Source organism: Phenylobacterium sp. GW823-FHT02A09 (genome assembly GCF_058797775.1).
The window spans coordinates 50,529-72,205 of sequence record NZ_JBXAJZ010000003.1 but is presented as its reverse complement, the minus strand read 5'-3'; the positions used below and the strand labels follow the sequence as shown (position 1 = coordinate 72,205).

The 21,677-nt window shown below is 69.9% G+C and carries 25 protein-coding genes and 1 pseudogene; 17 read left to right on the top strand and 9 right to left on the bottom strand.

Annotated elements, in window-relative coordinates; translation table 11 throughout:
- Nucleotides 1-172: 172 nt before the first annotated feature.
- Nucleotides 173-280: pseudogene (locus AC1Q87_RS13010) on the top strand (PEPxxWA-CTERM sorting domain-containing protein); the annotation flags it as partial.
- On the opposite strand, the gene AC1Q87_RS13005 reads toward AC1Q87_RS13010, so the two are convergent.
- Nucleotides 277-1,281, bottom strand: coding sequence for a L,D-transpeptidase (locus AC1Q87_RS13005; RefSeq protein WP_492609352.1), 1,005 nt, complete (start codon nt 1,279-1,281; stop codon nt 277-279). The pseudogene AC1Q87_RS13010 and the gene AC1Q87_RS13005 overlap by 4 nt on opposite strands.
- 2 nt (nt 1,282-1,283) lie before the next feature.
- Nucleotides 1,284-1,715, bottom strand: a complete 432-nt coding sequence (locus AC1Q87_RS13000) for a PaaI family thioesterase (protein ID WP_436059963.1) — start codon at nt 1,713-1,715, stop codon at nt 1,284-1,286.
- Between the two features lie 61 nt (nt 1,716-1,776).
- On the opposite strand from AC1Q87_RS13000, the gene AC1Q87_RS12995 reads away from it, so the two are divergent.
- The 3 genes from AC1Q87_RS12995 to AC1Q87_RS12985 are packed head-to-tail and all read left to right on the top strand — an operon-like array spanning nt 1,777 to nt 3,787.
- On the top strand, nt 1,777-2,256 hold the full coding sequence (locus tag AC1Q87_RS12995; protein WP_492609351.1) for a hypothetical protein: 480 nt from the start codon (nt 1,777-1,779) through the stop codon (nt 2,254-2,256).
- A gap of 26 nt (nt 2,257-2,282) precedes the next feature.
- Nucleotides 2,283-2,999, top strand: a complete 717-nt coding sequence (locus AC1Q87_RS12990; RefSeq protein WP_492609350.1) for a type I pantothenate kinase — start codon at nt 2,283-2,285, stop codon at nt 2,997-2,999.
- On the top strand, nt 2,996-3,787 hold the full coding sequence (locus tag AC1Q87_RS12985; protein WP_492609349.1) for a site-2 protease family protein: 792 nt from the start codon (nt 2,996-2,998) through the stop codon (nt 3,785-3,787). Before AC1Q87_RS12990 ends, AC1Q87_RS12985 begins: the two co-directional genes overlap by 4 nt.
- Here AC1Q87_RS12985 and AC1Q87_RS12980 read toward each other — a convergent pair.
- On the bottom strand, nt 3,784-3,984 hold the full coding sequence (locus tag AC1Q87_RS12980; RefSeq protein WP_492609348.1) for a hypothetical protein: 201 nt from the start codon (nt 3,982-3,984) through the stop codon (nt 3,784-3,786). The two genes, AC1Q87_RS12985 and AC1Q87_RS12980, sit on opposite strands and share 4 nt — an antisense overlap.
- A 154-nt stretch (nt 3,985-4,138) precedes the next feature.
- Between AC1Q87_RS12980 and ruvC the strand changes: the two genes are divergently transcribed.
- The 3 genes from ruvC (at nt 4,139) to ruvB (ending at nt 6,448) form a co-directional block, all read left to right on the top strand.
- Nucleotides 4,139-4,642: a crossover junction endodeoxyribonuclease RuvC gene (ruvC, locus tag AC1Q87_RS12975; protein ID WP_492609347.1), complete on the top strand. Its 504-nt coding sequence runs from the start codon at nt 4,139-4,141 to the stop codon at nt 4,640-4,642.
- A complete protein-coding gene (gene ruvA, locus AC1Q87_RS12970) occupies nt 4,639-5,256 on the top strand; it encodes a Holliday junction branch migration protein RuvA (protein ID WP_492609346.1) in 618 nt (205 codons plus the stop codon). The genes ruvC and ruvA overlap by 4 nt, the downstream gene beginning before the upstream one ends.
- A 151-nt stretch (nt 5,257-5,407) precedes the next feature.
- Nucleotides 5,408-6,448, top strand: coding sequence for a Holliday junction branch migration DNA helicase RuvB (gene ruvB / locus AC1Q87_RS12965; RefSeq protein WP_492609345.1), 1,041 nt, complete (start codon nt 5,408-5,410; stop codon nt 6,446-6,448).
- A gap of 37 nt (nt 6,449-6,485) precedes the next feature.
- Here the strand turns inward: ruvB and AC1Q87_RS12960 are convergent, their stop codons facing one another.
- On the bottom strand, nt 6,486-7,388 hold the full coding sequence (locus AC1Q87_RS12960; protein ID WP_492609344.1) for a LysR substrate-binding domain-containing protein: 903 nt from the start codon (nt 7,386-7,388) through the stop codon (nt 6,486-6,488).
- A gap of 103 nt (nt 7,389-7,491) precedes the next feature.
- Here AC1Q87_RS12960 and ilvD point away from each other — a divergent pair, with 103 nt between their 5' ends.
- The 9 genes from ilvD (at nt 7,492) to tilS (ending at nt 16,169) form a co-directional block, all read left to right on the top strand.
- On the top strand, nt 7,492-9,339 hold the full coding sequence (ilvD, locus tag AC1Q87_RS12955) for a dihydroxy-acid dehydratase (protein ID WP_492609343.1): 1,848 nt from the start codon (nt 7,492-7,494) through the stop codon (nt 9,337-9,339).
- Between the two features lie 56 nt (nt 9,340-9,395).
- On the top strand, nt 9,396-9,839 hold the full coding sequence (gene ybgC, locus AC1Q87_RS12950) for a tol-pal system-associated acyl-CoA thioesterase (RefSeq protein WP_293406253.1): 444 nt from the start codon (nt 9,396-9,398) through the stop codon (nt 9,837-9,839).
- A 129-nt stretch (nt 9,840-9,968) separates the two neighbouring features.
- Complete coding sequence (gene tolQ, locus AC1Q87_RS12945; protein ID WP_492609342.1) at nt 9,969-10,670, top strand: protein TolQ; 702 nt, start codon at nt 9,969-9,971, stop codon at nt 10,668-10,670.
- A gap of 5 nt (nt 10,671-10,675) precedes the next feature.
- Nucleotides 10,676-11,152 (top strand): ExbD/TolR family protein, encoded by a 477-nt coding sequence (locus AC1Q87_RS12940; protein ID WP_492609341.1) that lies wholly within the window; start codon nt 10,676-10,678, stop codon nt 11,150-11,152.
- Nucleotides 11,153-11,192: 40 nt separating this feature from the next.
- On the top strand, nt 11,193-11,996 hold the full coding sequence (locus AC1Q87_RS12935; protein WP_492609340.1) for an energy transducer TonB: 804 nt from the start codon (nt 11,193-11,195) through the stop codon (nt 11,994-11,996).
- A 17-nt stretch (nt 11,997-12,013) separates the two neighbouring features.
- The gene (gene tolB, locus AC1Q87_RS12930; protein ID WP_436059950.1) at nt 12,014-13,309 is read left to right on the top strand and encodes a Tol-Pal system beta propeller repeat protein TolB; all 1,296 of its coding nucleotides are present in this window, start codon (nt 12,014-12,016) and stop codon (nt 13,307-13,309) included.
- 129 nt (nt 13,310-13,438) lie between these two features.
- On the top strand, nt 13,439-13,987 hold the full coding sequence (gene pal / locus AC1Q87_RS12925; protein ID WP_492609339.1) for a peptidoglycan-associated lipoprotein Pal: 549 nt from the start codon (nt 13,439-13,441) through the stop codon (nt 13,985-13,987).
- Between the two features lie 122 nt (nt 13,988-14,109).
- A complete protein-coding gene (gene ybgF, locus AC1Q87_RS12920; protein ID WP_492609338.1) occupies nt 14,110-14,952 on the top strand; it encodes a tol-pal system protein YbgF in 843 nt (280 codons plus the stop codon).
- Nucleotides 14,949-16,169, top strand: coding sequence for a tRNA lysidine(34) synthetase TilS (gene tilS / locus AC1Q87_RS12915; protein WP_492610015.1), 1,221 nt, complete (start codon nt 14,949-14,951; stop codon nt 16,167-16,169). The genes ybgF and tilS overlap by 4 nt, the downstream gene beginning before the upstream one ends.
- Here the strand turns inward: tilS and AC1Q87_RS12910 are convergent.
- Nucleotides 16,166-16,999 (bottom strand): alpha/beta fold hydrolase, encoded by an 834-nt coding sequence (locus tag AC1Q87_RS12910; protein ID WP_492609337.1) that lies wholly within the window; start codon nt 16,997-16,999, stop codon nt 16,166-16,168. The two genes, tilS and AC1Q87_RS12910, sit on opposite strands and share 4 nt — an antisense overlap.
- Before the next feature lie 103 nt (nt 17,000-17,102).
- Here AC1Q87_RS12910 and AC1Q87_RS12905 point away from each other — a divergent pair, with 103 nt between their 5' ends.
- The gene (locus AC1Q87_RS12905; protein ID WP_492609336.1) at nt 17,103-17,519 is read left to right on the top strand and encodes a hypothetical protein; all 417 of its coding nucleotides are present in this window, start codon (nt 17,103-17,105) and stop codon (nt 17,517-17,519) included.
- On the opposite strand, the gene AC1Q87_RS12900 is transcribed toward AC1Q87_RS12905, so the two are convergent.
- The 4 genes from AC1Q87_RS12900 to AC1Q87_RS12885 all read right to left on the bottom strand — a co-directional run bounded on the left by AC1Q87_RS12900 (nt 17,516) and on the right by AC1Q87_RS12885 (nt 21,466).
- A complete protein-coding gene (locus tag AC1Q87_RS12900; protein ID WP_492609335.1) occupies nt 17,516-18,247 on the bottom strand; it encodes a M23 family metallopeptidase in 732 nt (243 codons plus the stop codon). The two genes, AC1Q87_RS12905 and AC1Q87_RS12900, sit on opposite strands and share 4 nt — an antisense overlap.
- 315 nt (nt 18,248-18,562) lie before the next feature.
- A complete protein-coding gene (locus AC1Q87_RS12895) occupies nt 18,563-19,984 on the bottom strand; it encodes an NAD(P)(+) transhydrogenase (Re/Si-specific) subunit beta (RefSeq protein WP_492609334.1) in 1,422 nt (473 codons plus the stop codon).
- 16 nt (nt 19,985-20,000) lie between these two features.
- The gene (locus AC1Q87_RS12890) at nt 20,001-20,318 is read right to left on the bottom strand and encodes a proton-translocating transhydrogenase family protein (RefSeq protein ID WP_183776952.1); all 318 of its coding nucleotides are present in this window, start codon (nt 20,316-20,318) and stop codon (nt 20,001-20,003) included.
- Nucleotides 20,319-20,332: 14 nt separating this feature from the next.
- A complete protein-coding gene (locus AC1Q87_RS12885; protein WP_492609333.1) occupies nt 20,333-21,466 on the bottom strand; it encodes a Re/Si-specific NAD(P)(+) transhydrogenase subunit alpha in 1,134 nt (377 codons plus the stop codon).
- Nucleotides 21,467-21,677 lie beyond the last annotated feature (211 nt).

Genomic DNA, 21,677 nt, shown 5'->3' with positions numbered 1-21,677 from the left:
CGGCTTCAGCGACGGCGTGCAGAAGTACAAAGAGACCCTGACGCTCAACACCAAGAAGCCGCAGCTGTTCGAGGCCAACTGGGTCGGCGTCAACAAGCTGACCTTCGAGACCTACATCAACGACTGCACCGACAAGGGCCGTCAGTTCGTGATGGACAACTTCCAGTTCGGGTCCGGCGTGCCCGAGCCGAGCGCCTGGGCGATGATGATCGTCGGCTTCGGCGGCGTCGGGGTCATGGTTCGCTCCAACCGCGCCCGCGACGCCCGCGCCGCAGCCTAGGGCGTCACCTCGTCGCCCTTGACCGCGCTCAGCACGGTCAGGCGCGTCCCGCTGTTGTCGGATCCGACCGGCGAGGCGGTGACCAGCACCGTGGTCCCCACGGTCATCACCCGCGCCACCTGGTCCAGGAACGCCTTGGGCGCGCGGATCCGCTCAAAGGTCGCCGCGTCCACCGGCTGGCCCGCTTCGTCGTCGTGACCCGGCGCGCCAACCCGCAGCCACACCGCCTTGCCGTCCGCGCCCTTGGCCAGGGTCGCCACATGGGTGGAGACCGCGTCCTCGTCGATCTCGGCGTGCGCGCGGCCGATCTCGACGCCGTTGCGCAGCACCACCGCGCGCTGGTCGGCCTTGGAGATGATGATCGAGACCGGCCCGTTTGGCGAAGCCTCCGGCGTCCAGCGAAAGGCTTCCCCGCCGCTCAGCGGGATGTGGTCCTCGGCAGCGCCGCCCGCGGCGAACGGCGCCAGCACCCCGGCTTCCCGCGCCGTCACCGGCTCGCCGTGGCGCCCGGCGATCACCACCGTACCGCCCATCTGGGTGACGCCGAACAGCAGCTTGGAGAACTCGTAGGGCAGGTGGATGCAGCCGTGGCTCTCGGGATAGCCCGGCAAACCGCCGGCGTGCAGCGCCACCCCGTCCCAGGTCAGGCGCTCCTGATAGGGCATCGGGGCGTTGTTGTAGGTGCTGGAGTGGTGGTCCTTGTCCTTCTGCAGGATCGTGAACACTCCGGTCGGGGTCTCGTGCCCGGCCTTGCCGGACGAGATGGTGCTGACCCCGATGCGCAGGCCGTTGCGATAGACCGTGGCCAACTGCCGGTCGAGGTCGACATAGACGATGATGGGGCCCGCCGGCGCGACCTGGGGCGCCCAGACCCACTGCCCCGGCTTCAGGCTCTCGGCCTGCCGCGCGAGTTCGACCGCCGAACTGACCTTCGAGCCCTGGGCCAGGGCCGGACCGGCCAGGGCGGCGCAGGCCAGCGCCGCAACGACGCACAAGCGCATGACTAGGCCCGCGGATAGAGGATGATCTGGGTGCAGCGGAACGCCGCCATCAGTTTGCCGGTCGCCGCATCCTCGACCTTGGCGTCCCACACCTGGGTGGTGCGCCCGCCGTGCAGCAGGCTGGCGGTGCAGATCGCCTCGCCATCGCGCAGGGTGCCGACGAAATTCGCCTTCACCTCGGCCGTGGTGAAGCCGTTGGCCCCTTCCGGCCAGGCGGTCGAGACGCCGTAGGCGCAGAGGATGTCGGCGACCGACAGCACCGCGCCGGCCAGGAGATAGCCGGTGTGAGCGACCAGGTCCTGGCGCACCTTCAGGCGTCCGACGACCTTGCCGTCGGCGACCTCGGTGATGACCAGGCCCAGGTGCCCGGGCAGCTTGCCCTCGTTGGCCTGGTTCAGTTTCTCGACGCTGGTGTGATTGGTGGTGGCGGGCATGGGTTGCTCTCTCTGGTCGAGCGATCATGCATGCGTTCGCGCAAACTGCTAGATCGCCGCGATGAGCACCGCCATCTGGATCCAGACCAGCTATCACGAGGCCTTCAAGTGCGGCGGCTGGGCCTATGTCCGCAGCCACGACGAGTCCGCCTCCGGCCAGGCCGGCGGCGAGCGCTACACCAGCCCCGAGCGCATGGCCCTGACCGCGCTGCTGGCGGCGCTGAAGGACGTTCCCAAGGGCGCGGCCTCCATCCAGATCGACAACGCCGCCGTCGCCCGCACCGCCGCCCTGATCGCCGCCGGCCGCCCGCCGCAGGGCGACGAGGCCCCGGCCGAGAACCTCGACCTCTGGGCCGCGCTCACCGCGGCGCTCACCGGCCGCCAGCCCGCCTTCGCCATCGCCGGCCCCAGCAAGTCCAGCCCCACCGGCTTCGCCGCCGCCTGGGCCGAGCTCGCCCGCGACAAGGCCAACGCCCAGGGCGCCTTCGTCTCGGCCATCCCCAAGCCCAACCTCGCCAAGGTCGCGGGCCTGCCCCTATAGTCGCGCTCCACATTCGCGAGCCGCCCGTGAGCCTGCCCCACATCATCGACCTGCTGGCCCCGCTGCGCCCGGCGAGCGGCCCGTTCATCGTCGGCGTCACCGGGTCGGTGGCGGTCGGCAAGAGCACCTTCGCCCAGGCTCTCGCCGATCGGCTCGCGGCCGACGGCGCCCAGGTCGAGATCGCCTGCACCGACGGCTTCCTGCACCCCAACGCGGTGCTCGAGGCCCGCGGGATCCTTGGCCAGAAGGGCGCGCCCGACACCTACGATCACGCCGCCCTGCGCGCGGCGCTCTCCGCCGTGCGCGGAGGGCCCGCCGACTTCCCGGCCTATTCGCACGTCATCTACGACATCGATCCCGCCCTCGCCCGCCGCCTCGCGCCGCGCGACGTGCTGGTGATCGAGGGGCTGACCTTGCGCCATCCCGACACCGGACCGGCCGACCTGCTCGACGCGCTGATCTATCTGGACGCGGACGAAGCCGATCTCGAGCGCTGGTACGTCGCCCGCTTTCTGGAGCTCTGGGAGGCGGCCGAGCATGACCCGACGTCGTTCTACGCGCGCTTCCGGCACATGACCCGCGAGCAGACCGACGGCCTGGCCCGCATGGTCTGGCGCGACGTGAACCTCAAGAACCTGCACGACCACATCGTTCATGCCCGCGACCGCGCCGATCTGGTGGTCGCCAAGGCGTCCAATCACGCCATCGCCACGGTGAGCGGCCCCGCCGCCCAGAAACCATGACCCAGGACCAGACCTTCGAGCCCCGCCCCGGCGTCAGCCCCAACGCCCTGATCCTGCTGGCCGCCTGGCTGGCCTCGGCCGCCTTCCTGGTCTACGCGCCGAGCGAACTGGCCGCGCGGCTGGCGACCTTCGTCTTCGTGATCCTCGGCTGGATCCTGGCAGTCATGGCCCACGAGTTCGGCCACGCCTTCATCGCCCACAAGGCCGGCGACCACACCATCCGCGCCAAGGGCTACCTCACCCTCGATCCGCTCAAATACGTCGATGTCGGCGTCTCGATCGTCATCCCGATCCTGGCCGTGGTGCTGGGCGGCATCGGCTTTCCCGGCGGCGCGGTCTATCTGCGCGAGGACCTGATGCGCAATCGCTGGTGGCGCGCGCTGGCCTCGCTGGCCGGACCGCTCGGCACGCTGCTGGTCATGATCGTGCTGGTGGCGGCGATCTGGGCGGTGGCGCTGTCGCCGCTGGCCACGCCGGGCGCACGCATGCTGTGCGACGCGCTCGCCTTCCTCGCCTTCCTGCAGGCGACCGCCTTCGTGCTCAACCTGCTGCCGATCCCCGGCCTCGACGGCTACGGCGTGATCCGCCCGTTCCTGCCCGACTCTATTCGCCAGGGCCTGCGCAAGTTCGAGGGCCTGGCCATGGTCGGGCTGTTCCTGCTGATCTTCCTGGTTCCAGGCGCCTCGGCGATCATCTTCGCGCCCGCCCTGATGCTCACCGACGTCGCCGGCCTGCCCCGCGAACTGATCCAGGCCGGTTGGGACGCCTTCCGTTTCTGGCGGTCCTAAGCCGCTCGGTCCCCCGCTCCGGCCGTGATCGGCCCGGCGAAGGTGCTCAGGTGGCGTTTGCCTTGCCAGAGCTCAGCCCCGAAGGCGTGGCGGCTACTGGCCGCCTTTTCCAGCGCCTCTTCATCGGAGACGCAGTCCCACTCCTCGACGTCAGCGAACTTGCCGGCGGAGTTCAGCACAAAGAGTCGATAGTCCATCGCGCGTCCTTCCCTGCACGCGGAGTCGAACCTCCCGCGGAGAGTTGCGGTTCCTTCAACTCTCGGCGCCCTCGGGAGTCTCCCTCAACGTTTGCTTAACCCTGGCGACGTCCTGTATCCCTCGTTGGAACAGATGACGAACGCGCCGATTCCCATGCCCGCTCCCTTGCGTATCCTTGGCCTCGATCCCGGCCTGCGCCGCACCGGCTGGGGCGTGATCACGGTCGACGGCGCGCGCCTGGCCCACGTCGCCCATGGGGTGATCGCCCCGAAGGAATCTCTCCCGTTCTCCGAGCGGCTGCTGGTGCTGTTCGAAGCCATCAGCGAGGTCGTCGCCGCCCATGTCCCGCACGAGGCCGCGGTCGAAGAGACTTTCATGAACAACAACGCCGCCTCGGCCCTGAAGCTCGGCCACGCCCGCGCCATGGCGATGATCGTGCCGGCCCGCGCCGGCCTGCCGGTGGCTGAGTACGCCGCCACCGTGGTCAAGAAGTCCGTCGTCGGCACCGGCGCGGCCGAGAAGGACCAGGTCGGCTTCATGATCGCGCGCCTGTTGCCGACCGCCGGCAAGACCACGGCCGACGCCGCCGACGCCCTGGCCGTGGCCATCGCCCACGCCCACCACCGCAAGCTTCGCCGCATCGGAGCGGCCGCATGATCGGTCGCCTGCGCGGACTGGTCGCCGAGGTCGGCGAGGAAGAGGCCCTGATCGACGTGGCCGGCGTCGGCTATGTCGTGCGCTGCGGATCGCGCACGCTCGGCCACCTGCCGGCGCTCGGCGAGGAGACCGTGCTGCACGTCGAGAGCATCTGGTCCGAGTCCAACGGCATGAAGCTCTACGGCTTCCTGGGCCGCGACGAGCGCCGCGCCTTCGTGACTATGCTGACCATCCAGGGCGTCGGGCCCAAGGCCGCCCTCGCCGTGCTCGACGTGCTGGCCCCGCCGGACCTCGCAGGCGCCGTCGCCCGCGACGACAAGGCCGCGCTCGGCCGCGCCAACGGCGTCGGGCCCAAGCTCGCCGTGCGGCTGATCACCGAGCTCAAGGGCAAGCAGCTGACCGAAGGCCCGGTCGCCGCCTTCCACGCCCAGATCCACGCTCCGGCCGCGCCGCCGCCGCCCAGCGCTGTGGGCGAGGCGGTCGCCGCCCTGCTCGGCCTCGGCGTCGCCGAGGTCAACGCCCGCCGCGTCGTCGAACAGGCCGCCCTGCGGCTGGGCGAAGACGCCGAGATTCCCGCCCTGATCAAGGCCGGCCTGCAGGAGTTGGGGCGGTGAGAGGCGTGATGAATTCAGATGCTCCCCTTTTGGGGGAGCTGTCAGCGAATCTGACTGAGGGGGACTTTGACTCCTCTACCATCAGAGAAGTCCCCCTCCGTCTCGCCGCTGACGCGGCGCCCCACCTCCCCCAAGAGGGGAGGATCTATTCATGACCCGCATCGTCTCGCCCGACGCCCAGCCGTTCGAGGGCGGCGTGGCCCATGACAAGGCCCTGCGTCCGCAGACCCTGGCCGAGTTCGTCGGCCAGGAGCAGGCCAAGGGCAATCTCAAGGTCTTCATCGAGGCCGCCAAGGCCCGCGAGGAGGCCCTCGACCACGTGCTGCTGTTCGGGCCGCCGGGCCTGGGAAAGACCACGCTCGCCCAAATCGTCGCCCGCGAGCTCGGCGTGAACTTCCGCGCCACCTCCGGCCCCGTACTGGCCAAGGCCGGGGATCTGGCCGCGATCCTGACCAATCTCGAGCCGCGCGACGTCCTCTTCATCGACGAGATCCATCGCCTGCCGGCCAACGTCGAGGAGATCCTCTATCCGGCCATGGAGGACCACGTCCTCGACCTGGTGATCGGCGAAGGGCCGTCGGCCCGCTCGATCCGCATCGACCTGGCGCCCTTCACCCTGGTCGCCGCCACCACCCGCGCCGGCCTGCTGGCGACGCCGCTGCGCGACCGCTTCGGCATTCCGCTGCGACTGGAGTTCTACACCCACGCCGAGCTCTCCAAGGTGCTCAGCGGCGCCGCCGCCAAGATGGGCCTCGGCCTCGCCCCCGACGGGGCCGGCGAGATCGCCGCCCGCTCGCGCGGCACCCCCCGCGTCGCCGGCCGGCTGCTGCGCCGGGTCCGCGACTTCGCCGCCGCCGACGGCGTCGAGGTGATCGACGGCAAGGCCGCCGCCCGCGCCCTGGCCCGGCTCGACGTCGACCAGGCCGGGCTCGACGCGCTGGACCGCCGCTATCTCCAGGCGATGATCGACAACTATGGCGGCGGCCCGGTCGGGGTCGAGACCATCGCCTACGCCATCGCCGAAGCCCGCGACGCGGTCGAGGACGTCATCGAGCCGTTCCTGTTGCAGCAGGGCTTCATCCAGCGCACCCCGCGCGGCCGCATCGCCTGCGCCAAGGCCTACGGCCACCTCGGCCTGACGCCGCCGCCGCAACCGCCCGGCGCGGGCCAGCCGACACTGTTCGACGAGTAGGGCGCGGCTCCTTCAACACGAGCGGGTGAGGTCGACTCTAGGCCAACGGCTGCAGCGCCACGTCCAGGAACCTTCGCAGGGTCGGCGTGGCGTCGTCGGCGCGCCAGACCAGGCCGCTCTCCAGATACGGCCCGTCGCCGGGCAGGCTCATATAGCGCACCCCCGTCCGCGCCAGGTGGCGCAGCGAGGCCGGGACCAGCGCCACCCCGATGCCGGCTGAGACCAGACTGATGATGGTTTGCATCTGGATCGCCTCCTGCACGATGCGCGCGCCGCCTGTCAGGGTCTTCAGCGTGTCGATCGCCAGGTCGTAGAAGGCCGGCGCCACCCGCCGCGGAAAGATCACCCCGGCCGCCCCGACCAGCGCGTCGGGCGCCAACCGGCCGTCCTCGTGCGCCAGCCGTCCCTCCTCGACCCAGCTCTGCGGCACCGCCGCCACCAACGGCTCGCGCAGCAGCCGGCGGTAGCTGAGCCGGTCCGGCATCCCTCCGGGCGGCGGAATGACGATCCCGGCGTGACCATGGCCCTCCAGCAGGGCGGCGATCTGCACGTCGCTGGTCGCTTCGCTGAGCGCGATCTCGACCTCGGGGTGCAGGGCCGAATAGCGCCGCACCAGCGTCGGCAAGGTGCTGTAATCGGCGGTGCTGACGAACGACAGCTCCAGCCGCCCGGTCTGGCCGTCGCGCAGCTGCCGGGCGATCTCCGGCAGGCTCTCCAGTTCCTCCAGCGCGGTCTTCACATGCGCCAGCCACTGCTCGCCGAACGGGGTCAGCGCCACCTGCCGCTTGGTGCGCATGAACAGCGGCGCGCCGAGCTCGCGCTCGAGCGCGAGGATCGACTGGCTGAGTGGCGGCTGGGTCATGCCGAGCTGCTCGGCCGCGCGGCCGAAATGCAGGGTTTCGGCCACCGCCCGGAAGTGCCGAAGCTGGCGCGTGTCCATCTCTGATATCTCAAACGACCTAATGGAGGCTGCTTAATATATTTCACGAACGGGACGCGAGTGGCTACGGGTGAGACGCGCAATCTCCGTCAGGACCGTTCCGATGCCGACCTATCGCTCACGCACGACCACCCATGGCCGCAACATGGCCGGCGCCCGCGGCCTCTGGCGCGCCACCGGCATGAAGGACAGCGACTTCGGCAAGCCGATCATCGCCGTGGTCAACTCGTTCACCCAGTTCGTGCCGGGCCACGTGCACCTGAAGGACCTCGGCCAGCTGGTCGCCCGCGAGATCGAGCGGGCCGGCGGCGTCGCCAAGGAATTCAACACCATCGCGGTCGACGACGGCATCGCCATGGGTCACGACGGCATGCTCTACAGCCTGCCCTCGCGCGAGCTGATCGCCGACAGCGTCGAGTACATGGTCAACGCCCACTGCGCCGACGCCATGGTCTGCATCTCGAACTGCGACAAGATCACCCCCGGCATGCTGATGGCCTCGCTGCGCATCAACATCCCCACGGTCTTCGTGTCGGGCGGCCCGATGGAAGCCGGCAAGGTGATCCTGAAGGGCAAGGAAGTCGCCCTCGACCTGGTCGACGCCATGGTCGCCGCCGCCGACGACAAGATCTCCGACGAGGAAGTCGCCGCCATCGAGCGCTCGGCCTGCCCGACCTGCGGCTCCTGCTCGGGGATGTTCACCGCCAACTCGATGAACTGCCTGACCGAGGCGCTCGGCCTGTCGCTGCCCGGCAACGGCTCGGTCCTGGCCACCCACGCCGACCGCGAGCGGCTGTTCCTGGAAGCCGGGCACCTGATCGTCGACATCACCCGCCGCTACTACGAGCAGGACGACGCTTCGGTGCTGCCGCGCTCGGTCGCCTCGTTCAAGGCGTTCGAGAACGCCATGAGCCTCGACATCGCCATGGGCGGCTCGACCAACACCGTGCTGCACCTGCTGGCCGCCGCCCACGAGGCCGGCGTCGACTTCACGATGACCGACATCGATCGCCTGTCGCGCAAGGTGCCGTGTCTCTCCAAGGTCGCCCCGGCCAAGGCCGACGTGCACATGGAAGACGTCCACCGCGCCGGCGGCATCATGGCCATCCTCGGCCAGTTGGAGCGCGCGGGCCTGCTGCACACCGAGCTGCCGACGGTCCACTCCAAGTCGATGGGCGAGGCGCTCGAGCGCTGGGACATCAGCCGCACCAACAGCGAAGCGGTGCAGACCTTCTTCCGCGCCGCCCCCGGCGGCGTGCCGACCCAGACCGCGTTCAGCCAGGACCGCCGCTGGAAGGAGCTCGACCTCGACCGCCAGGGCGGCGTCATCCGCGAGGCCAAGCACGCCTTCTCGCAGGACGGCGGTCTGGCCGTGCTGTCGGGCAACCTGGCCGAGGACGGCTGCATCGTGAAGACGGCAGGGGTCGACGAGGAGATCCTGAAGTTCACCGGCACGGCGCGCGTCTTCGAGAGCCAGGACGAGTCGGTCAGCGCTATCCTGACCGGCAAGATCGTCGCCGGCGACGTGGTCGTCATCCGCTACGAAGGCCCCAAGGGCGGGCCCGGCATGCAGGAGATGCTCTATCCGACCAGCTATCTGAAATCGAAGGGCCTGGGCAAAGCCTGCGCGCTGATCACCGACGGTCGCTTCTCCGGCGGCACCTCGGGCCTGTCGATCGGCCACGTCTCGCCCGAGGCGGCCGAGGGCGGCCTGATCGGCCTGGTCGAAGACGGCGACCGCATCGTCATCGACATCCCGGGGCGGACCATCCAGCTCGACGTCTCGGACGCGGTCCTGGCCGAACGCCGCGCGGCCATGCAGGCGAAGGGCGCCGCCGCCTGGAAGCCGGCCGAGCGCAAGCGAGTGGTCTCCCCGGCCCTGCGCGCCTACGCCGCAATGACCACCAACGCCGCCCGCGGCGCGGTCCGCGACGTCAGCCAGGTCGAGTAGCAGAGAACGGGAGCGGCGCTGTTCAAGACGGCGCCGCGTCCCTAAACCTAGGGCCCATGCAGACCCCGATCCCCACCGCCGGCGTCATCGACGGCCGCGAGCATGTCCTGCCCGTCCGGGTCTACTACGAAGACACCGACTTCACCGGGGTCGTCTATCACGCCAACTACGTCCGCTATTTCGAACGCGGCCGGTCCGACTTCCTGCGCGTCGCCGGGGTTCATCACGCCGAATTGCTCGACCGCGACGATCCGGCCGCCTTCGCGATCGTGCGCATGGAGCTCGACTTCAAGCGCGCCGCGCGGATCGACGACGCCTTGGCCGTGCGCACCACCTACGACTCCGCCCGCGGCCCGCGGCTCTTTATCAGCCAGAGGATTACGCGCGGCGAGGAGCTGATCTGCGCCGCCCAGGTCGAGGCCGCCTGCATCGATCTCGCCGGCCGCCCACGCAAACCGCCGGCCGGCATGCTCGAAACCCTGCGCCCGCTCTTTGCGTAAGGTTTTCGTAAAACCGCCTTCACCATTTCGGCGTTAGAGGTCGGTTAACCAGAAGGCATGGCCTTAAGTTCGCCACCGCGGGCGGCTTGAAGTCGTGCGCCTGCCTTTCTTACGGAGCCCTACGAGCGCATGGACCCCGCTGCGATCACCGCCGACAGCTTCAGTTTCATCAACCTGTTCATTCGCGCCGACTGGGTCGTGAAGGCGGTGATGATCGGATTGATCCTGGCCTCCCTGTGGTCGTGGACCGTCATCATCGACAAGTCTCTGCGCCTGACCAAGCTCAACAAGGAGGCCAGCGCCTTCGAGGACCAGGTGTCTTCGGGCCGCTCGCTGGAAGACATCGCCGCCGAGCACGGCGAGCGCCCGACCCAGGCGCTGCCGCGCATGCTGCAGGGCGCGTTGAAGGAGTGGCGCGACGCCCGCGCCCGGGGGCTGGTCTCCGAGAGCCAGACCGCCTTCCTGATTCAGCGCATCGACCGCGCCCTCGACACGACCATCGCCCGCGAAAGCGCGCGGGTTGAAAACGGCCTCGGGTCGCTGGCCATTGTCGCCACCGCCTCGCCGTTCATCGGCCTGTTCGGCACCGTCTGGGGGATCATGAAGGCCTTCCAGGCGATCGCCGTCGAGAAGTCGACCAACCTCGCCGTCGTCGCCCCCTCGATCGCCGAGGCGCTGTTCGCCACCGCGATCGGCCTGATCGCGGCGATCCCCGCCTACATCGCCTTCAACAAGTTCTCGACTGACGCCGGCAAGTACGCCGGCCGGCTCGAAGGCTTCGCCGACGACCTCTCGACCGCCATCCAGCGCCGTCTGGCCGAGCGGGGCTAAGGGTCATGGCGCTTTCCTCCCACGACGCGTTCTCCGCCCCCGGCGGCTCGCGACGCCGGCGCGGCCGTCGCTCGCGCGGGGCGCTGTCCGAGATCAACGTCACGCCGCTGGTCGACGTGATGCTGGTGCTGCTGATCATCTTCATGGTCTCGGCCCCGCTGCTGACCAGCGGCGTCGAGGTCGAGCTGCCGAAGACCGAGGCCGGCGCGATGGAGGATCCCAAGGAGCCGCTGACGGTCTCGATCCGCCAGGACGGCTCGGTGTTCATCCAGGAAGACGCGGTGGCGTTCACCAGCCTGGCGCCGCGCCTGCGGGCCATGGCCGGCGACGACCAGGCCAAGCCGATCTATGTGCGCGCCGACGGCCGCGCTTCCTATGCGATCGTCGCCCAGGTGATGGCCGCGCTGTCGACCTCGGGCTTCAACAGCATCAACCTGATCACCGACACCGGCGGACCGTCTTCGGGCGGCGAGCCGCGCTGAGGCGCTGATGGCCCGGGAAAGGTCCGAATTCTCCGGCGCGATGCTCGCATCCACCCTGCTGCACGCAGGGGTGATCGTCGCCGCCATGATCTCCTGGCCGTGGGCCCGGCAGCTGCCGCTCGGCTCGGCCGTGCCGATCAACATCGTCGCCAACGCGCCGGTGACCGATCTGGCGCCCGCCGAACAGGGTCCGGAAGACCTCCCCGCCCAGACCGAAGAGCCGGTGCCCGAGGCGCCCGCCCCGCCGGCCGCGCCCGCGCCGACGCCGCAGCCGGTTCCGGTCCCGCCCAAGCCCGCGCCGACGCCGGCCCCTGCGCCCAAGGCCGCTCCGGTCCCGAAACCCGCGCCGGCCCCGACGCCGAAGCCGGCCCCCGCCGCGCCGGCCCAGAAGGCGCCCGCCAAACCAGCCCCCAAGGCCGAGAAGGGTCTCGACCTCGACGCCCTGGCCGCCAGCCTTCCCGGCGCCCAGCGCTCGTCGGCGGCCAAGGGGCCCGCTCGCCAGGCCACCGCGCCCGAGGCGCGCCCCGACCTCGGTTCGGGCCAGGCGGCCGCGGCGATCGCCGGCATGAGCGACGAGATCCAGAAGCGCTGGAACCCCAACTGCAACGTCGAGGGCGGCCGGGACGTCCGCCTGAAGGTGTCGTTCACCCTCGGCGGCGGCGGCCAGGTCGTCGGCCAGGTCGGCGCCAACGGCGCCGAGAATTCCGCCGATCCGGTGGTCAAGGCCGCAGCCGAACGGGCGATCCGTGCGGTCTATGCTGCCGCGCCCTTCACTCGCCTGCCCCGCTCGCTCTACGGCCAGCGCTTCGACCTGAACTTCAAGACCAGTGAGGCCTGTTCGTGAACAAGGAGAACCGCCCCATGCGCCTGAGGACCCTGGCCCTGGCCGTATTCGCCGCGCTCCTTACGTCGGCGGCGATCACCGCGCCGGCCCGCGCGCAGATCGAGGTCGACATCAACCGTGGCGACGTCAAGCCGCTGCCCATCGCCATCCCGGCCTTCGGCGGCCAGCAGGGCGCCGAGATCGCCCAGGTCATCACCGGCAACCTCGAGCGCTCGGGCCTGTTCGCGCCGATCCCGCCGGCCGCGCACATCGAAAAGACCCTCGACGTCAACGTCCAGCCGCGCTTCCCCGACTGGAAGGTGCTCAACGCCCAAGCGCTGGTGAACGGTCAGGTCACGGTCGAGGGCGGCCGCCTGACCGTCAACTTCCGGCTCTGGGACGTCTATTCCGAGCAGCAGCTGCTCGGCCTGCAGTTCACCTCGACCCCCGACAACTGGCGGCGCGTGGCGCACAAGATCTCGGACGCGGTCTATGAGCGGCTGACCGGCGAGAAAGGCTATTTCGACACCCGCGTGGTGTTCGTCTCCGAGAGCGGCGACCGCCTGAACCGCCGCAAGCAGCTGGCGATCATGGACCAGGACGGGGCCAACCCGTCCTACCTGACCGACGGTTCCTACATCGTCATGACCCCGCGGTTCTCCTCGACCAGCCAGGAGATCACCTACATGGCCCTGCGGCCGGAGGGCTCGTCGATCTACCTGTTCAACCTGGAGAGCGGCCGTCGCGAGACGCTCGGCAACTTCCCCGGCATGGTCTTCGCCCCGCGCTTCTCGCCCGACGGCGGCCGCGTCGCTTTCTCGGTCGAGCGGGCCGGCAACACCGACATCTACGTGATGGACCTGCGCAGCCGCTCGTCCAACCGCCTGACCTCCGACCCGTCGATCGAGACCTCTCCGTCGTTCTCGCCGGACGGTTCGCAGATCGTCTACAACTCCGACCGCGGCGGCAGCGCCCAGCTCTACGTCATGGGCGCCAACGGCGGCGGCGGCCGACGCATCTCGTTCGGGTCCGGCCGCTACACCACTCCGGTCTGGAGCCCGACCGGCGAGTACATCGCCTTCACCAAGCAGACCGGCGGCGAGTTCCACATCGGCATCATGAAGCCCGACGGCTCGGACGAGCGCATCCTGACCAGCAGCTACATGGACGAGGGCCCGACCTGGGCGCCCAACGGCCGGGTGCTGATGTTCAGCCGCGAAACGCCTGGTGGAGCTCCGCGTTTGTGGACGGTGGACGTCACCGGCCGGATCGAGCGCGCTGCGCCCTATCCGGGCTCCGGGTCCGATCCCGCCTGGTCGCCGCTGCTGAACTAACCAGTGTTTCCAGGTTTAAAATTCCCCCCAACGGACTTTTGAAATGTCCGGTAACGGCAAAGCCGGGTAGAACAAGGAACTGGCTGTGGGGACCGCCGTCGTCGTAACTTATTAATTGGAGAAGCAAACGTGCAACGCTTCAGTATCAAGCACGCCCTGCGACTGAGCCTGGTTGCAGCCGCCGCCATCTCGGTCACGGCCTGCGCCTCGCGCCCGAAGCCGGCCCCCGCGCCGGAACCGACGCCCGCGCCGGCCCCTGCGCCCGCCCCGGAACCGGCTCCCGCGCCGCCCCCGACCTCGTCGGTGATCCCGGGTTCGATCCAGGACTTCACGGTCAACGTCGGCGACCGCGTCTATTTCGACCTCGACAGCTACAGCGTCCGCGCGGACGCCTCGCCGCTGCTCGACGCGCAGGCCGCGTGGCTGGTGCGCTATCCGAACGTCCAGATCCGCATCGAAGGCAACGCCGACGAACGCGGCACCCGTGAGTACAACCTCGCCCTCGGTTCGCGCCGCGCCAACTCGGTGCGCGAATACCTGGTGCAGCGCGGCGTGCAGCCGTCGCGCATCTCGACCGTGTCGTACGGCAAGGAAAAGCCGATCGACGCCGGCGCCAACGAGGAAGCCTACCAGCGCAACCGGAACGCCCACACGGCGATCACCTCGGGCGCTCAGTAAGCCCGTTGCTTGCAGTTTGCGGGAGGGGGCCTTCGGGTCCCCTCTTTGCATTTGCGCTCTACTTTGCCTTCCTCACCGAACAGCCGCATTTTGGCCGTCCGTTTTTGCAGATGATGCCGACTATGAAGCTTGCCCGTCTCGCCCTGCCGCTCGCCCTCACCCTGATCGCCTCCACCGCGGTGGCCCAGGTCCCGATGGACCCGCTGGACGCCCGCGACGCGCGGCGCCTGGACCGCATGGAACAGGTGATGCGCGAGCTGCGCTCGATCGTGTTCCAGGGCCGCGACAGCGGCAAGCCCGTCGTCGTGCAGCCGGCCGAGACCGACTACCAGCTCCAGGAGGTCAGCCGCCGGCTGGCCGACATGGAGCAGTCCATGACCCGGATGACCGGCGACCTGGAGAACGCCAACCGCCAGGCCGAACTGGCCAAGCGCGAGGCCGACAGCCTGCGCGCCGAGAACAAGTCGTTGTCCGACCGCATCGCCAACCTCGAGAGCGGGGCGCTGGCCGCGACCGGCTCGGCGCCCGCCGGCGGCGGCTTGGCCGGCGGCCCGGCTCCCGCTCCGACCGCGGGCCTGTCGGCCAACGACGCCTTCAGTCAGTCGCGCCAGGCGATGCTGGCCGGCGACTACGCCGTCGCCGAGGCCGGCTTCCGCGACTACGTCGCCGCCTATGGCGACAACGCCAAGGCGCCCGAGGCCCGCTACTGGCTGGGCAAGACCCTCACCGCCCGCGGCGCCCACGCCGACGCCGCCGGCTCCTACATCGCCGCCATCCGCGGCTGGCCGCAGACCACCTGGGCCCCCGACGCCGTGCTGGAGCTGTCGCGGTCTCTGATCGCGCTGAAGAAGCCCGCCGACGCCTGCCAGACCCTGGCCGAACTCGCCAAGCGCTATCCGAAGGCCTCAACCACCGTGCAGACCCGCGCGGCCCAGGCCCGCACCCAGGCCAAGTGCTCGGCCTGAGCGACCTAGGGACGGTCGTCCGCGCCGTCCTCGACCGGCGGCTCGCCGCCGTCTCGGCCGCGCCGATAGCGGTCGCGCTGTCGGGCGGCGGCGATTCCCGCGCCCTGGCCCTGATGGCCGCCGACTGGTCCCAGGTCCACGGCCGGCGGCTGGCGATCCTCACCGTCGATCACGGTCTCAACCCCGACAGCGCCGCCTGGAGCGCCGCCTGCGCGGCGCTCGCGGCTCGGCTGGGCGCCTCCTTCCATCCGCTGGCCTGGACCGGCGACAAGCCCGCCCAGGGCCTGCCCGCCGCCGCCCGCGCCGCCCGCCACCGACTGCTGGCCGACGCCGCCCGCGCCATCGGCGCCCGGGTCGTCCTGATGGGCCACACCGCCAGCGACCTGGCGGAGGCCGCCGCCATGCGCGCCGAGGGTTCGACCACGCCGTCGCCGCGCGAGTGGGCGCCCTCGCCGGCCTGGCCTGAGGGGCGCGGGGTGTTCCTGCTGCGCCCGATGCTGGCCGCCAGCCGCGCGCAGGTGCGCGATTGGCTCAGCGAGCTGGGCGAGACCTGGATCGACGATCCGGCCAACGACGATCAGCGCTTCGCCCGCGCCCGCGCAAGGCTCGCCGAGCCGTCCGCCGTCGCGCCGCCCGCAGAGCTGGAGCCGGAGTTGGCCGAACTCGCCGCCGCCGCCCAGATCGACGCCGCCGGCGTGATCGACCTGCCGAGCGCACGGCTGCCGGAACGACTGGTCGCCGCCGCCGCCCTCTGCGCGGCTGGCACCACCCGCCCGCCGCGCGCCGACCGACTGGCGCGGGTCATGGAGCACCTGGCCCTGCACGAGCCGTTCATCGCCACCCTCGCGGGGGCGCGGATCCAGGCCAAGGACGGGCGCGCCCTGTTCATGCGCGAGCCGGGGGAGCTGCTCCGCTCCGGCCTCGCCGACCAGATGCTGGCTCCGGGCGAACAGGTGGTCTGGGACGGCCGCTTCGAGATCACCGCCCAGCGGGTGGCGGTGATCGCCCCGCTGTCCGGCCATGCGGCGCAACTGCCGCGCGCCCAGCGGGCGGCCCTTCGCGACGTCCCGGTCCGCGCCCGCGCCGCCCTGCCGGTCGTGCTCGACGGCGACCAAGCCGCCTGCCCGCTGCTTGAAGAGACCCCAGGCCTGTCGGTCCGCAGCCTAGTGCGCGAGCGACTGCTCGCCGCGACCGGCGCCGTCGAACGCGAGCCCTAGCGGGCGACCGTCCCCAACACGTGCTCCACGCCGGCGACGATCGGGTCGGCGAAGGCCTTGCCCAACAGGTTGGCGTGGTTGGCGCCGCTGACGTGGGCGACGTAGCCGTGCTCGGAGCGCTCGGCGGGGACGACCTGCAGCGCCTTGAGCCGCGCCTGCGTCGTCGCATCGCCCGCCGTGACCACCGCCACGGGCAGCTCCGGCGCGAAGCCGCCGGCCTCGCGCCCCAGGGCCGAGGTGTTCGGCCAGTTCTGGACCTCCTCGGCCGCCCAGCGCGTGTGGCTGGCCGAGCCGTAGACCCGGCGCTTTTCTTTGCGCGCCTCGCCCTCCAGGCCGATCAGGTCGCCGATCACCAGCGACACCGGCCGCATGAACCCGGCGCCGGACCAGGCGCCGACCAGCTTCATGGCGCCGCGATAGGCGTGGATGCCCACCGCCGTGCCGCGCACGTCCAGCATCTCGGGCGTCACCGCGTCGACCAGCACCACGCCCAGCACCCGCTCGCGGTTGCGCGGCACGAACACCCGCGCCATCAGCCCGGCCATCGAGTGGCCGGTGTAGACGATCGGCCCGGTCTCCCCCAAATGCGCCAGCAGCGATTCCAGGTCGGCGGCGATCGCACGGCCGTCGCGCGGCTCCGGGCTGGGATCGGAATAGCCGAGGCCGGCGCGGTCGTAGGCGAGGCTGCGCAGCCCCCTGGCGGTGAGCCGCTCCTGCACCACCGCCCAGTCGGCGGCGCAGCCGAACGCGCCGCATTCCAGAACGATCAGCGGCCGGTCGTTCTGCGGTCCGGCCGGCGTGGCGCGGATCCGACGTCCGCCGATGTCCACCAACTGGCCCCGGGACGGGTGAAAACGCTGGGCCGTCATCTGCATACCTTGAGCATCATCCCAATCTAGTCGAGGTTGCCGCCCAAACTAGGAGTCGATGGGAATGTTGCGGACGATCTTGCGAACGGCCTTGGGCGTCGTGCTCGGACTGATCGTCGGCCTGCTCGTTATTCTCGCGGTCGAGGGCGTCGGCCATACGATCTTCCCGCCGCCGCCGGGGGTGAACCTCACCGACCCGGCGCAACTCGCCACCGCCATGGCCATGATTCCGACGCCGGCCAAGTTCGCCGTGCTGCTGGCCTGGTTCCTCGGCACGCTCGGCGGCGCCTCGAGCGCCAACCTGATCGCCGGCCGCCGCCCCTGGGCCGGGCGCATTGTCGCCCTGATTATCCTGTCGCTGTCGGTCTTCAACATGACCAGCATCCCGCATCCGGTCTGGATGGCGGTCAGCGCGATCGCCGCGATCCTGTTCGGCGCCTTCGTGGCCGACCGCGCGTTCGGCAAGCCGCGTCCGCGCTAGCCGGCGACCTCCAGACGGGCCACGACGCGCTCGCCGGCGGCCTTGCGATGCTTGCCGCCGCCGGAGCCCTGCGCCACCCGCACCTTCTTCGGATAGTAGGCGGCCGTCTTCAGCGGCAGTTGCTCGGCGCTCGCGAACTCACGGCCGATGAATGCGGTCGGATTGAGCGGGGTCTCTCCGCGGCGCATCTCGAAGTGCAGGTGGGGACCGGTGGAGATTCCGCTCGAACCGATGCGGCCGATCACCGTCCCCCCGTTCACGCTGGTCCCGGCCTTGGCCCCGCGCTCGATGCGTCCGAGGTGAGCGTAGAAGCTGGTCAGCCCGCCCTCGTGCTTGACCTCGACGAAGCGGCCGTAGGACGGGCTGGTCCCGGCCTGCACGATCACGCCGTCCTCCACCGCGGTCACTGGCGTTCCCGACGGCGCGGCGATGTCGACCCCGCGGTGCAGCCGCCCGTGGCTCTCCCAGGGCATGCGGCGCAGGCCGAACGGCGAATTGACCGTGTGCCCCGCCACCGGCTCGCCAAACGCGAACTCCGGTTCGGGCGGCGGGGGTGGCGCGGGGGGCGCCGCCTCCATCACCTTGGCATAGGTCGGCTGCGGCTCGGGCGCGCGGGGGGCGATGACCGTGGTCGCATAGGCGGCGGTGACGACGCTCAGCGTCATGACCACCGACAGCAGGCCTTCGACCCAAAAGTGACGCATGCCGTACTGCGCGGCCAAGCTCATCGAATTCAAGAAGCGACCTCTTCCAGTACAGTCGAGCTATACAAGCGGCCACTAGAGGTGATGCGGCCTAGCTGCGACGACGCCCCGCTCTGCGGGGAAGCTGATTGGCGGACCTTTTAACCCAAAAGATGTCGCTCATACGAATTTCGTGTGGCGCACATTGTCGCGCCACGGAACCTTGTGACGATATCATTCGCACGCATAAGCGTTGCTTGTAATTTTACTCAACTTGACTGTAGCGCCACCCCGGGCGCAACGAAAAGGGCGCGCCCATCGCTGGGCGCGCCCCTCCGCAAGGACCTTGATGCTCGACGATCAGAGGCCCTTCAGGATCCCCTCGACCATCTTCTTGGCGTCGCCGAACAGCATCATCGTGTTGTCGCGGAAGAAGAGTTCGTTCTCGACGCCGGCGTAGCCCGACGACATGCCGCGCTTCACGAAGAGAACGGTCCGAGCCTTTTCGACGTCCAGGATCGGCATCCCGTAGATCGCGCTGGTCGGGTCGGTCTTGGCGGCCGGGTTGGTGACGTCGTTGGCCCCGATCACGAACGCCACGTCGGCGGTCGGGAACTCGGCGTTGATGTCCTCCAGCTCGAAGACCTCGTCATAGGGCACGTTGGCCTCGGCCAGCAGCACGTTCATGTGGCCCGGCATCCGGCCCGCGACGGGATGGATGGCGTACTTCACGTCGACGCCTTCCTCCTTCAGCTTGTCGGCCATCTCGCGCAGCGCGTGCTGCGCCTGGCTGACGGCCATGCCGTAGCCCGGGACGATGATCACCTTGCTGGCGTTCTTCATGATGAAGGCCGCGTCGTCGGCCGAGCCCTGCTTGACCGGCCGGGTTTCGACCTTGCCGCCGCCAGCCGCCGCGGCGCTGTCGTCGGCGCCGAAGCCGCCGAGGATCACTGAGACGAAGCTGCGGTTCATGCCCTTGCACATGATGTAGCTGAGGATCGCGCCGGACGAGCCGACCAGGGCCCCGGTGATGATCAGGGTGACGTTCTCGAGCGTGAAACCCAGCGCCGCCGCCGCCCAGCCGGAATAGCTGTTCAGCATCGACACCACGACGGGCATGTCCGCGCCGCCGATCGGGATGATCAGGGTGACGCCGATCAGCAGCGCCAGGGCGAAGATGGCCCAGAACGCCCAGATCGCCTGGCCGCCGCTCATCACCAGCACCACCACCAGGCCGACGATGGCCAGGGCGATGAGGATGTTCAGCAGGTGACGGGCCGGCAGCAGGATCGGCGCGCCCGACATGTTGCCATTCAGCTTGGCGAACGCGATCACCGACCCGGTGAAGGTGATGGCGCCGATCGCCAGGCCCAACGACAGCTCGATCAGCGAGGTCATGTGGACATGGCCGTCGGGCGTCGCGATGCCGTAGGCCTGCGGTGTGTGGATCGCGGCGACCGCCACCAGACAGGCGGCCATGCCGACCAGGCTGTGGAAGGCGGCGACCAGCTGCGGCATCGAGGTCATCGCGACCTTGCGCGCGATGACCGCCCCGACCGCGCCGCCGACGGCGATGCCGCCGAGGATCAGGCCCAGGGTCAGGGCGTCGAGCTTGCCTTGGGTGGCCAGCGTGGCCAGCGCGGTGCCGACGGCGATGGCCATGCCGATCATGCCGTTGCGGTTGCCCGCCTGGCTGGTGGTCGGCGACGACAGGCCCCGCAGGGCCAGGATGAAGAGGACGCCCGAGACGATGTAGGCGATGGCGGCGAGATTAGCGTTCATGTTCCCCCCGCTCCCTCTACTTTTGCTTCTTCTTGTACATGGCCAGCATGCGCTGGGTGACGAGGAACCCGCCGAAGATGTTGACCGCCGCGAAGGCCGCGGCGACGGCGCCGGCCCCCTTGGAGATCAGCACGTTCTTGGTCAGCTCCCCGTCCGATCCGCTGGCGGCGGCGGCCAGCAGCGCGCCGACGATGATCACGGACGAAATGGCGTTGGTCACCGCCATCAGCGGCGTGTGCAGGGCCGGCGTCACGCTCCAGACGACGTAGTAGCCCACGAAGATCGCCAGGACGAAGATCGCCAGGCGGAAGACGGTTGGATCGACAGCTTCCATCGGTGCGGCTCCGGTCAGGCGGTCAGGTTGGGATGGACGATCGCGCCGCCCTGGGTGACGAGCGCGGCCTTCAGGATTTCGTCCTCGTAGTCGGGGGCGAACTTGCCCTCCTTGTCGAGGAACAGCCCGGAGAAGGCGAACAGGTTGCGGGCGTAGAGCGCGCTGGCGTCGGCGGCGATGCGGCCCGGCAGGTTCGACTTGCCGAGGATCTTGGCGCCATTGGCGGTCACGACCACCTCGTCCAGCTTCGCGCCCTCGACGTTGCCGCCCTGCTCGATGGCCAGGTCGACCAGCACCGAGCCCGGCTTCATCGAGGCGACCTGCGCGGCGCTGACCAGCTTGGGGGCCGGACGGCCGGGGATCAGCGCCGTGGTGATGACGATGTCCTGCTTGGCGATATGGCTGGAGACCAGCTCGGCCTGCTTGGCCTGGTACTCGGCGCTCATCTCCTTGGCGTAGCCGCCGGCGGTCTGGGCGTTCTTGAACTCTTCGTCCTCGACGGCCAGGAACTTGGCGCCCAGGCTCTCGACCTGCTCCTTGGTGGCCGGGCGCACGTCGGTGGCGGTGACCACCGCGCCCAGGCGCCGCGCCGTGGCGATGGCCTGCAGGCCGGCGACGCCGACCCCCATCACGAACACCTTGGCGGCGGCGACGGTGCCCGCGGCGGTCATCATCATCGGCAGCGCCTTGCCGTAGGCCTCGGCGCCTTCGATCACGGCGCGATAGCCGGCCAGGTTGGCCTGCGAGGACAGCACGTCCATGACCTGCGCGCGGGTGATCCGCGGCACGAACTCCATGGCGAAGGCGGTCGCACCCTTGGCGGCCAGCGCCTTCAGCGAGTCCTTCTCGACATAGGCGTTGAGGCTGGCGACGACGATCGCGCCGCTCTTCAGCGCAGCGATCTCCTCGTCTACGGGCGCGCGCACCTTGAACAGGATGTCGGCCTTGCCGATGGCGTCCTGGGCGGTCTTGGCCAGCGTCGCGCCGGCCGCCTCGTAGTCGGCGTCGGGATAGCTGGCGGCCGCTCCCGCGCCCGCCTCGACCACCACCGAGAAGCCGGCGCCGATGAGTTTCTTGACGGTTTCCGGGGTCGTGGCCACGCGTGTCTCTCCCGCGCGGCGTTCCTTGGTGACGGCGATCGTCGTCATGCGCCCCTTATCCCCCTAATCGTTCCCTACCTGCCGGCGACCATAGAGGTCGCCGCCAGCCATTGTCCAGCGACCGCAGTGCAACATTCAAACAATTGTTTGATGGGCAATCCCTTTGGCGCTCAGGGTTTGTCGATGGCCTGTCGCCCCTGGTCGAACCGCCGTCCGCGCCGGTCGAAGCGCAGCTGACGGACGCCCTCAATCCGCGTCA

Bases quoted from the DNA above. Each gene is read 5' to 3' on its own strand.
- AC1Q87_RS13005 (WP_492609352.1), bottom strand. From the start codon at position 1,281: ATGCGCTTGTGCGTCGTTGCGGCGCTGGCCTGCGCCGCCCTGGCCGGT.
- AC1Q87_RS13000 (WP_436059963.1), bottom strand. From the start codon at position 1,715: ATGCCCGCCACCACCAATCACACCAGCGTCGAGAAACTGAACCAGGCC.
- AC1Q87_RS12995 (WP_492609351.1), top strand. From the start codon at position 1,777: ATGAGCACCGCCATCTGGATCCAGACCAGCTATCACGAGGCCTTCAAG.
- AC1Q87_RS12985 (WP_492609349.1), top strand. From the start codon at position 2,996: ATGACCCAGGACCAGACCTTCGAGCCCCGCCCCGGCGTCAGCCCCAAC.
- AC1Q87_RS12980 (WP_492609348.1), bottom strand. From the start codon at position 3,984: ATGGACTATCGACTCTTTGTGCTGAACTCCGCCGGCAAGTTCGCTGAC.
- ruvC (WP_492609347.1), top strand. From the start codon at position 4,139: ATGCCCGCTCCCTTGCGTATCCTTGGCCTCGATCCCGGCCTGCGCCGC.
- ruvA (WP_492609346.1), top strand. From the start codon at position 4,639: ATGATCGGTCGCCTGCGCGGACTGGTCGCCGAGGTCGGCGAGGAAGAG.
- ruvB (WP_492609345.1), top strand. From the start codon at position 5,408: ATGACCCGCATCGTCTCGCCCGACGCCCAGCCGTTCGAGGGCGGCGTG.
- AC1Q87_RS12960 (WP_492609344.1), bottom strand. From the start codon at position 7,388: ATGGACACGCGCCAGCTTCGGCACTTCCGGGCGGTGGCCGAAACCCTG.
- ilvD (WP_492609343.1), top strand. From the start codon at position 7,492: ATGCCGACCTATCGCTCACGCACGACCACCCATGGCCGCAACATGGCC.
- ybgC (WP_293406253.1), top strand. From the start codon at position 9,396: ATGCAGACCCCGATCCCCACCGCCGGCGTCATCGACGGCCGCGAGCAT.
- tolQ (WP_492609342.1), top strand. From the start codon at position 9,969: ATGGACCCCGCTGCGATCACCGCCGACAGCTTCAGTTTCATCAACCTG.
- AC1Q87_RS12940 (WP_492609341.1), top strand. From the start codon at position 10,676: ATGGCGCTTTCCTCCCACGACGCGTTCTCCGCCCCCGGCGGCTCGCGA.
- AC1Q87_RS12935 (WP_492609340.1), top strand. From the start codon at position 11,193: ATGCTCGCATCCACCCTGCTGCACGCAGGGGTGATCGTCGCCGCCATG.
- tolB (WP_436059950.1), top strand. From the start codon at position 12,014: ATGCGCCTGAGGACCCTGGCCCTGGCCGTATTCGCCGCGCTCCTTACG.
- ybgF (WP_492609338.1), top strand. From the start codon at position 14,110: ATGAAGCTTGCCCGTCTCGCCCTGCCGCTCGCCCTCACCCTGATCGCC.
- AC1Q87_RS12905 (WP_492609336.1), top strand. From the start codon at position 17,103: ATGTTGCGGACGATCTTGCGAACGGCCTTGGGCGTCGTGCTCGGACTG.
- AC1Q87_RS12900 (WP_492609335.1), bottom strand. From the start codon at position 18,247: ATGAGCTTGGCCGCGCAGTACGGCATGCGTCACTTTTGGGTCGAAGGC.
- AC1Q87_RS12895 (WP_492609334.1), bottom strand. From the start codon at position 19,984: ATGAACGCTAATCTCGCCGCCATCGCCTACATCGTCTCGGGCGTCCTC.
- AC1Q87_RS12890 (WP_183776952.1), bottom strand. From the start codon at position 20,318: ATGGAAGCTGTCGATCCAACCGTCTTCCGCCTGGCGATCTTCGTCCTG.
- AC1Q87_RS12885 (WP_492609333.1), bottom strand. From the start codon at position 21,466: ATGACGACGATCGCCGTCACCAAGGAACGCCGCGCGGGAGAGACACGC.